Genomic DNA, 9948 nt, shown 5'->3' with positions numbered 1-9948 from the left:
GCGCCGCAGGCGGCGCGGCCCTGGCCGCGGCCGACGCCCGCAGGGCCGCCAACGCCGCGGCCTCCGACCGCAGCAGGGCTGCCGAGGCCCGTCAGCGGGCCGAAGAGGCCCGGAACGCCGCCGCGGGCGCCCAGCGCGCCGCTCAGGCCGCCGAACACGCGGGCGCCGCCTCCAACGCGGCTGACGAGGCATCGGAGGCCGCCAGGAGCGCCAGCGCCAACGCGAACGCGGCCGCCGGCTCCGCCGACAAGGCCGGCAACCTGGCGAGCGCCGCGGGCGCCAGCTCCCAGCAGGCCCAGGCCGCCGCCGACCAGGCCCGCCGCCAGGCCCGCGAGGCCGACCGCGCCGCCACCGCCTCCAGCAACCTGGCACGTCAGGCCACCCAGGCCGCCCACCAGGCCCGCGACGCCGCCCGCTCCGCCGCCACCCACGCCCAGAACGCCGCCACCGCCGCCGACCAGGCAGCCGAACACGCCGGCGAATCCGCCACCTCCGCGGCCGAAGCCACCCGTCAGGCCGAAGCCGCGCGCGCCGCAGCCGCCACCGCGAGCGCGGCGGTCGCCACCGCGGGCACCGTCTACGACCTCGCCCGCAGGACCGAGAGCGAGGACCTCACCGCCCGCACCGCCGCCGGCCTTGAGGAAGCCCGCGCCCTGAAGGCGGAGGAGGACGTGGCCACCGGAGGCATCGGCGTCCTCCTCGCGGACTGGAAGATCCTTGAGCAGGAGGCCGCCGACCTCGCCGCCGAAGCCGCCCGCCCCGACGCCGACCCCAAGGCCGTGGCGGCCAAGGGCCGCAAGGCCGCGCTCCACGCGGCCAAGGCCGGCGGCCCGTGGAGCCAGGAGGCCGCCAAGGCCGCCCTGTCCGGCACCGACGAGACGGTCGTCGACTGGGCACGCACCGGGCGGCGCAAGGCCGAGCTGGACGACATGCGCCAGAACGTGGTCGAGCTCGCCCAGGACAGCCCCGACGAGGCCGTGCGCACCGCCGCCACCACCGCACTCAAGGGCACCCCGCAGCAGATCGAGGCGTTCTTCACCACCGGCCAGCACGAGGCCGCGATCACCGACAACCGCATCCGCGCCTACCAGGTGATCGCCACCGGCGGCACCAGCGTCAAGGAAGCCGGCGAAGCCGCCCTGCGGGACGGCTCACCCCACGCCGTCGCCGCCTTCCTGATGACGGGCCAGTACACCGCCCGCCGGATCGACGAACGCGTCGAGGCCACCCAGATGCTGGCCGCCGGCGGCCCCGAGGTCCAGGCCGCGGCCAAACTCGCCCTCGCCGGTCCCCCCGGCCTCGTCACGTCCTTCCTGCAGACCGACCGCTACATGGCCGACCGCAAGGACCTGCTCGCCGCCACCCACGCCGAACAGATGCGCCACCTGATCGCCGAGGCCGCCCAAGCCGCGGCCAAGGCCCAACAGGACGCCTGGGAAGCCACCGCAGCCGCCGCCATCGCCAACAACGCCGCCGCCGAGGCCCAGACCGCCAGTACCCAAGCCCGCTCTCACGCCGATCAGGCCGCACGGTACGCAGCCGACGCCAACACCGCCGCCCACAACGCCGAAGCATCCGCCACCCGCGCCGGCCAGTCCGCCACCACCGCCCGCACCGCCGCGAACGCCGCCGCACGCGACGCCGGCAAGGCCACCGCCTCCGCCACCCGCGCCAGCGCCTCCGCCGCCCACGCACGCTGGTCCGCCACCCGCGCCCGCACCGCCGCGGACAACGCCTACGCCTCCGCCCGCGCGGCAGGCCAGGACGCCGACGCCGCACAGCAGGCCGCCGACCAGGCCTGGGACATCGCCATAACAAAGGCAAGCCAGGAACGCCAGGCCGAACTAGCCGCCGAAGAGGAGGGCATCCAGGCCGAGGCCGCACAGATCGAGGAGGCGCTCAAGAAGGAACTCGAAGCGCTGATCCAGAGCGAGGCCACCGAAGCCGAACACGAATACAGCAGCGCAAACAAGAAGCCCTGCAGCCATCGGTTTTCGTCCCTCAGGTGCTTCCTCAACATACCGAACGGGCCGATAACGAACGGCCTCCTGGACATGCTCGACGACGTCACGGAATTCTTCAAAGGCGTCCAGGACAAGGCCCAGCTCTTCAAGAAGGTCTTCAAGATGGTCCTCGGCTTCGACAGCGCCGAGGAATGCATCAGGAACAAGAGCGCCGCCGCCTGCGCGGAGCTCGCCGTCAGCTTCTTCCCCGCCGGAAAGGCGGCCAAGCTCGCCCAACTCGCAAGGAAGGCCAGGGACGTCGAGGATGCTGCACGGGCAGCACGGGTCAGGCGGATCGCGAATGACTGCCTGAAGCCGAACAGCTTCCCCGTCGGCACACGCGTCCTGATGGCCGACGGAACCACCCTCCCGATCGAGCGGATCCGTGTCGGCGACCAGGTCTGGGCAACCGACCCCGAATCCGGCGAGGCTGGTGGACGCCGTGTGGACGCCACCATCTACACGCCCGAAGACCGGAAATTCACCGACCTCACCATCGCATCAACGGATGGCCCGACCGGGACGCTCACAGCCACCGAGCACCACCCCTTCTGGGTGGAGAAGGACCGGAAGTGGGTCGATGCCGGCAACCTCAACCGGGGCGACACCCTACGTACCCCGGACGGACAAACCGCAGACGTCATCGAGGTCAGGAACCGCTCCGGACTCAACGCGGCCTACAACCTGACCATCCAGGGACTCCATACGTACTATGTGCTCGCCGGTACGGCGCCCGTACTAGTGCACAATTCGGGATTGTGCACCAAGAAGATCGACGACGTCTTCTACAACCCCAGCGGCAGAACTTCTCAGGAACAGTTTGAATACCACTGGGACAAGCATGCAAAGAAACGCGGTATCACGCGTGAGCAGTACCTCCAGGATACGCAAGACTGGGCGACGGAAATCGCCCAGCCAGGAGGGAAGAAGTGGCTCAACGCCACCCGGGAGACGCTGGCGGACGGTACGCAAGGGGTAAAATACGTGCACCCCCAGACGGGTAGGGGCGGGCTCATCGGCCCCGACGGCAAACCTGTAAGCTTCTGGTATGACTTCGAGAGAGATCGGGCTATTGTCGGATTTCATGGAGAGCTACGCCCTCTGGCGATCCTTGCCGTTTCCCGGCCTGCGCCGCGGTGAGAAACTGTTGTGTGCGGGAGAGAACCTTGCACTCATTCATGGCGACCTGGCTCTCGCCGACGAACATGTGACCCAGGTGATCCTTTTTGTTGACGAGGGGATATTCAGGCCGAGCCGGGCGGACGTCATAGGATTGCTTGAAGGGATCATCTCTCGCCTGGAACGATTCGGGGAAAGCATGGCCGTCGAAGAGCGAGAAGTTGTCGACGCCCATTATCGATATGCAGTCCTATTGTATCGAATATATGGTGAATTTCTGCGCATAGGGGCTCCGTAGCCTGTCGCCTGACCAGCAGGGAATAGCAATGAGCTGCCCACCCGCGTGGGCGGCTCATTGCTTCTACTGGGGCCTTTGTGCATGCGGAGCGGTTGCAGGTCGTGTCGGTGGACTTCCCGTGAACGCCGGACCGCACGGCCGCGAAGCCGCCGTCGAACGCTGATGTCAAGCAGTTCACTCCAGAAAGTCTCGAACAATGCAACCTGCCGGCATGGCTTGAGGCCGGCGCGCAACGTGTTGAAGGTGTTGCGACTGCGAGCCGAGGAAACCTGTCCGAGGTGGTCCACCGCGTCAGCCGCAGTGTTGGCGGCGGTGTCGATGTCGCCGAGGGAGAGGTGGGCACGGGCCGTACGGGCCAGGCGCAGCGCGTGGCCGCGGCGGTAGGGCTTGCTGCGCGTTGGCGGGCATGCTCGGACATCGGCGCGGTGCCAGCCGCGATCGAGCGAAGGATCTCCAGCAGCCCGGCAGCGTCGCCAGCCGCGCCGACGACGGGCCGGCCCGCCAGCAGCTGACCACCCTGCTGCCCGCGCAGACGTCGGGCAGCGCGTCGAGGAACGCCACGTCGGCACCCACCCCAAGATCCCGCGCGTGCTGGCAACCGCCACGCCGACGATCCGCTTCGGGGACGGCGACGTGCCACTTCCCAGCCCCGCGCCGGCCCAGAAAGTGTTGGGTAATTGATCAACTGCGTGGCGTGATGCGCTGGCGGTGATCTTCGCGGTTGAGGCGTCCGCGAAGATCACCGTCATGTGTGTCTGTGCGTGCAAGCCTTCCTACGGATTCTCGCTGACGGATGCTCAGTGGACGGTGATAGAGCCGCTGCTGCCGGTGCGGGGTCCGCGCCGGGCGGGACGGCCGTTGAAGTTTCCGCGCCGACTGGTCGTGGACACGGTGTTGTACGTGCTGGTCAGTGGCTGCGCGTGGCGGCTGGTGCCGCACGATCTGGCGCCGTGGGACGTGGCCTACCGCTGGTTCCGTGCGTGGACGGCGGACGGGACCTGTTACCGGGTTCACGATGCCCTGCGCGACCGGGTTCGGGTGGCGGACGGGCGGGATCCGCAGCCGTCGGAAGGCGGTGCTGGATTCGCAGTCGGCCCGTAGCCACGAGGGCGGGCAGGCGATCGGCTACGACGCGGGCAAGCGGGTGCGGGGGCGCAAGCGGCACCTGTTGGTGGACACCTGCGGGCTCGTGCTGCGGGCGGTGGTGCAATCGGCTTCGGTGCAGGACCGGGCGGGCACGAAGCTGGTCCTGGGCGGAATCAAACCGACATCATCCGGGTGGTGCGGGCCGTCCAGTGGGCCACCTGGCCCGTGACACCAGACCTCTGCTCAAGACAGGCCACGGCCGACCACGCACGAGTTCGCCGGCTCCGTCATGGCGTGCGCCTCTGGGAGAACCACTCTGTGGCCGGTCCGCCCCGGAGCTCCTTTGGGACCCGGTCAGCTGCGCTCCGCGTCGTCGTCGTACTCGGTGGTGCCCGCGTCCAGGAGTGGTGTCCCGGTCGGCTGCTTCATGTGCGCCGGCGCCATCAGCCGCAGCACGTGGTAGCCCGTCAGCACGATGATCGTGCCGAGCGCGATCCCGGACAGCTCGAAGTTGTCGGTGAACTTGAGGGTGACGTTGCCGATGCCGACGATGACACCGGCCGCGACCGGGACGAGGTGGAGCGGATTGGTGAGGTCCACCTTGTTGTGGATCCAGATCTGCGCGCCCAGCAGACCGATCATGCCGTACAGCACCACGGTGATCCCGCCCAGCACCCCGCCCGGGATCGCCGCGACGACCGCGCCGAACTTCGGGCACAGGCCGAACAGGATCGCGAAGCCGGCCGCGCACCAGTACGCCGCCGTCGAGTACACCCGGGTCGCCGCCATCACGCCGATGTTCTCCGCGTACGTCGTCGTCGCCGGACCACCCACCGCCGTCGACAGCACCGTCGCCGTGCCGTCCGCCATGATCGCGGCACCCATTCGGTCGTCCAGCGGATCACCCGTCATCTCCGAAACCGCCTTCACGTGCCCCGCGTTCTCCGCGATCAGCGCCACCACCACGGGCAGCGCCACCAGCACCGCGGACGCCTGGAAGCTCGGCGCGTGCAGCGACGGCAGACCGATCCAGTCCGCCTTCCCCACGCCCGACAGGTCCAGACGCCAGTGCTCCGTCGCGGCCCCGCCGCCGACCGAAGAGTGGATCTTCCCGAAGACCCGGTCGAACAGCCACGACACCGCGTACCCGAACACCAATCCCAGGAAGATCGCGATCCGCGACCAGAACCCCCGCAACACCACCAGCGCCAACCCCGTGAACGCCATCACCAGAAGCGCCGTCCACTGGTCCTGCGGCCAGTACGTCCCCGCCGCCACCGGTGCCAGATTGAACCCGATCAGCATCACCACCGCACCGGTCACCACCGGCGGCAGCACCGCGTGCACCACCTTCGCCCCGAGCCCCTGCACCACCGCCCCGCACACCGCGAGCACCGCACCCGCCACCAGGAGCGCACCCGTCACCGTCGCCGTGTCCCCGCCCTGCGACTTGATCACCGCGGCCACGCCCACGAACGACAGACTGGAACCCAGGTACGACGGGATCCGGCCCTGCGTCACCAGCAGGAAGAACACCGTCGCCACACCCGACAGCATCACCGCGAGGTTCGGATCCAGCCCCATGAGAATGGGTGCCACAAAAGTGGCCCCGAACATAGCCACCACGTGCTGCGCCCCGAGCCCGACCGTCCGCCCCCACGACAACCGCTCGTCCGGCCGCACCACAGCCCCGGGCCGCGGCGCACGCCCGTCCCCGTGCAGCTTCCACCCGAACCCGACCTTCATCCCGTTTACCTGTTCCACTCGACCGTGTCCCGAAATGCACCCCGGGACCACACGCTGAAACCAACATGATCTCCCGACCGCAGCGCAGGTCGTTCGAGGAGGGCCCTGGTGTCGGTCTCGGCGACGACGGCGGCAGTGCCCGACAAAGGGCGCGAAGCTCGTCGCCGGCACAGCACCTCGAACCCACCACGCTCCGCCATGGCGACGATCTCCGCGATCTGCAGGTCGGTGAAGCCCCGACCCGACTTCCCCAGATCCGTCAACGGAGCCCGCACCAGCATCAGCCCCTCCCGGTCCACCAACCCCCGACGCTGAGGCTCCTGCAACTCCGGACTGATCATCTCCTCCCGAGCCACACTCACCCGGATGTAGATCACCGCAACGACGCATTCGTAGACGAATATTCACAACGAGCCTATCGATCACGCCTGTTGGCAATGGGCGACACTCGTCGTGCATGCGCCGGGGCGGACGACCGCTCCCGGTGCGGGCGTACGCCCGTCACCGTGCAGCTTCCAGCGCACGCCGAGGTCCCTGCGGGGGTTCGCTTTCTCTGTACTTCCGGGGGACTGTGCGGACCGTTCTCCTGGTCACCCGGTGTTCCGCCCGTCACCGCCCCCCGGTCGACCCGCGTCCTCGTGCGGCGCGGCGGCCTCGCGGGCGTGCAGGAGGGCGGCGTCGAGCGGGAGCGCGGTGCGGTCGAGGAGGGCGAGGCCGGCGTCGGCGAGCAGGGCGGCGTACTGGTCGGCGCGGCGTTCGCGGCCGCCGACGTTGCACATCATGTGGAGGTCCCAGGCGGTGGCCAGGGAGGGGGATCCGTCGGCGGGCAGCAGGCGTTCGAGGACGAGCAGGTCGGCGTGGGCGGGCATTGCGCGGGCGCAGTGGCGCAGGATCGCGCGGCACCGCTCGTCGTCCCAGTCGTGCAGGACCCGGGAGAGCAGGTAGACGTCGCCGCCCGCCGGGACGTCGGCGAAGTCGCCGGTCCGGTACGCGCAGCGGTCGGCGCAGCCCGCCGCCGCCATGGTGCGGCGGGCGGCCTCGACGGCGTGCGGGCGTTCCAGCAGGACGCCGCGCAGCCGCGGGTGCGCGGTGAGGACGCGGGCGAGGAGTTCGCCGTTGCCGCCGGCGACGTCGACGACGGTGGCGCCGGCGGGTGTGCGGGCGGCGGCGGTGAGGACCGGGTGGCCGGGCACCGGGTCGAACATCCGGGCGCTCGCCGCCATGGAGCGGTCGAAGAGGTCCGCGCGTGCGGGGTCGCGGGCGAAGTGGTCGAAGTGGTTCTCGCCGAACAGGTGATCGAAGGCGGGCTCGCCGGTGCGGACGGTGTGGTCGAGTGCGCCGAAGGAGCGGTAGAAGGGGCCGCCGTAGAGCAGCGCCAGCGGGCGCATCGAGCCCGGCGCGTCCTCGCGCAGCAGGTCGCCGACGGCGGTGAGGCGGTGGCCGTCGCCCTCGGGTTCGACGACGCCGAGCATCGTGAGGTAGCGCACCAGGGTGGTCAGGGCGCGGGGGTGGGTGCCGGTGCGGCGGGCGAGGGTCCGCAGGTCGGCGGGGCCGTCGCGGTGCAGGGCGTCGGGCAGCCGCAGCCGGGCGGCGGCCGCGAGGGCCTGGGTGGTCCAGGCGCCGGTCAGCAGTCGCAGCAGGGTCTCGGCCGGCGGGCGTCGGGCGGAGGCGGCCAGATGGGCGGCGAGGGCGTCGTGGTGGTCGCCGGCGGCGTACAGCTCCAGGCGGCGGTAGCCGGCCCGGGAGGCGGCGGGGGCGGTGAAGTAGAGGACGGTGCCGTTCTCGTGGGGGTTGTGGCCGCCGCCGTCGGGGGTCGCGCCGTGGTCGGCGAGCAGGGCGCACAGGCCGCGCAGCAGGACCGGCTCCGGGTGGCGGAGCTCGAAGGCGAGGTGGTCCTCGTGCCGGCGGGCCCGTTCGTGCCCGGCGAGCGGCCGGAGCCCGGAGCCGGGTGGCACCGGCAGCGCGAACACCTCGACGGTGCGGGGCTCCGGGCCGGTGCCGGGCACCGGGACGCGCCGGATGGTGACGTCGAGCGCGGCCGCCGGGCGGTGGTGGCGGGCGGCCAGCCGCTCGCGGACGACGGTGCTGGGGGCCGACGGGACGTCGGCGTCCAGGCCGCAGGCGGCGAGGCCGGCGCGCAGGGCCGGCGGGCCGGGCGGGAAGACCAGCAGGGCGGCGTGCGCGAAGCGCAGGTGGTGGGTGAGGGAGCGCAGCACGGTGTCGTCGAGGCCGGGCAGGAGGAGCGGGAGGAGGGTGGCGGTGTCGTGGCGGCGGACGAAGTCGGCGGTCGCGCGCAGGCGGGTGGTGTCGTCGTCGGTGGTCATGGTGGTGCGTCCTCGTCGGTGCGGGTCGGTTTCAGAGGCCGACGTAGTTCTCGGCGAACCAGTCCTGCTGGGCGCGGGAGTCGCGCAGGGCTCTCAGGCGGGCGCGGCGCAGCCCCTCGTCGAAGGACGACGGGCCGCCGTGCGGGCCGGGCACGGCGTGCAGCAGCCGGACCATCCAGTGCGAGAACTCCTGGGCCCGCCAGATGTACTCCAGGCAGCGGTCCGAGTAGCCGGCCAGGGCGCGGCCGTCGCCGTGGGCGAGGTCGTCGACCAGGGCCTCGGCCAGCAGTTCCGCCTCCAGCACGGCGAGGTTGGCGCCCTTGGCGGCGGACGGGGTGATGAGGCTCGCGGCGTCGCCGGCGAGCAGCAGCGCGCCGTGGCGCAGCGGTTCGACGACGTCGCACTCCAGGTCGACGACGCTGCGCTGGACGATGCTCCCCCGGCGCAGCGGGCCGTGGTCGGCGGACCGCATCCGTTCGTCGAGTTCGTGCCAGATGTGCTCCTCGCTCCACGCCTCGGGCGGGGTGCCGCGCTCGCACTGCAGGTAGTAGCGGGTGATCTCGGCGGTGCGGGCCATGTGGCCGGCGAAGCCGCGTTCCTGCACGGCGTAGCCGACGGCGTCCAGGCTGGGCGGCGCCTCGGCGAGCAGGCCCAGCCAGGACAGGCCGTGGTCGTGGTGGTGGACGACGGCGCCGGGCGGCAGCGAGCGGCGGGCGGCGCCGTGGCGGCCGTCGCAGCCGGCGACGTAGCGGGCCCGCCAGCGGACCGGGCGGCCGTCCGGTCCGCCGGCCTCGACGACGGGGCGCCCGCTCCCGGCGTCCAGCACCCGGCGGGCCTCGGTGGCGAAGTGCAGCCGGCCGCCGGCGTCCAGGTACGAGGCGAGCAGGTCGGCGACGAGGAACTGCTGCGGGTAGACGGTGTGGGGCTCGCCGCGGCCGAGGTGCGCGTAGTCGAGCCGGAAGCCGCCGTCGGCGGTGCGGAACTCGCAGGTGGCGTGGGGCCGGCCGCGGCGGTGCAGGCCGTCGGCGAGGCCGTGGCGGTCCAGGACGCGGACGGTGTTCGCAGCGAGGAAGCCGGCCCGGGCGCGGGCGTGCAGATGGGCGCGGTCGGCGCGTTCCAGGACGACGCAGTCGATGCCGGCCCGGTGCAGCAGGTTGCCGAGGACGAGGCCGGCCGGTCCCGCGCCGAGGATCACCACCGCGGCCGATTCTTCCCCCATGTCCGCTCCCCTGTCGGTGTCCTGACGGTTTGTCATCCCTCGCCCATGGTAACGACGGGCGGGCGCCGGAAGCGGTGGTGATCACTCGTGAGGGTGACCCCCGGGGGAACCGGCCCGGCGGAACGCCCCGCCCCCCGCCGCCGGTGCGACGAC

At 71.6% G+C, this 9948-nt stretch carries 6 protein-coding genes and 1 pseudogene; 3 read left to right on the top strand and 4 right to left on the bottom strand.

The genetic code is table 11. From position 1 onward, the window contains the following. The 3 genes and pseudogenes from ACFXAM_RS35510 to ACFXAM_RS35500 all read left to right on the top strand — a co-directional run. Positions 1 to 3143, top strand: a 3143-nt coding sequence (locus ACFXAM_RS35510) for a polymorphic toxin-type HINT domain-containing protein (protein WP_380297673.1), incomplete at its 5' end; no start/stop codon positions are given. Beyond that, entirely contained in the window at positions 3088 to 3420 is a 333-nt protein-coding gene (locus ACFXAM_RS35505) for a hypothetical protein (protein WP_380297671.1), read from the top strand. The genes ACFXAM_RS35510 and ACFXAM_RS35505, both read left to right, overlap by 56 nt. 747 nt (positions 3421 to 4167) lie before the next feature. After that, a pseudogene (locus tag ACFXAM_RS35500) lies at positions 4168 to 4681 on the top strand (IS5 family transposase); the annotation flags it as partial. A gap of 179 nt (positions 4682 to 4860) precedes the next feature. Here the strand turns inward: ACFXAM_RS35500 and ACFXAM_RS35495 are convergent. The 4 genes from ACFXAM_RS35495 to ACFXAM_RS35480 all read right to left on the bottom strand — a co-directional run bounded on the left by ACFXAM_RS35495 (position 4861) and on the right by ACFXAM_RS35480 (position 9795). Beyond that, positions 4861 to 6252 (bottom strand): uracil-xanthine permease family protein, encoded by a 1392-nt coding sequence (locus tag ACFXAM_RS35495; protein ID WP_380297675.1) that lies wholly within the window; start codon positions 6250 to 6252, stop codon positions 4861 to 4863. Between the two features lie 5 nt (positions 6253 to 6257). Next, positions 6258 to 6629, bottom strand: coding sequence for a hypothetical protein (locus ACFXAM_RS35490; RefSeq protein ID WP_380297677.1), 372 nt, complete (start codon positions 6627 to 6629; stop codon positions 6258 to 6260). Between the two features lie 213 nt (positions 6630 to 6842). Then, positions 6843 to 8576 (bottom strand): methyltransferase, encoded by a 1734-nt coding sequence (locus ACFXAM_RS35485; RefSeq protein WP_380297670.1) that lies wholly within the window; start codon positions 8574 to 8576, stop codon positions 6843 to 6845. 31 nt (positions 8577 to 8607) lie between these two features. Then, positions 8608 to 9795, bottom strand: coding sequence for a 4-hydroxybenzoate 3-monooxygenase (locus ACFXAM_RS35480; RefSeq protein WP_380297668.1), 1188 nt, complete (start codon positions 9793 to 9795; stop codon positions 8608 to 8610). Positions 9796 to 9948 lie beyond the last annotated feature (153 nt).

The sequence above is a fragment of the Kitasatospora sp. NPDC059462 genome (assembly GCF_042749955.1).
Classification (GTDB): domain Bacteria; phylum Actinomycetota; class Actinomycetes; order Streptomycetales; family Streptomycetaceae; genus Kitasatospora.
This window is presented reverse-complemented; position numbering and strand designations above follow the sequence as displayed.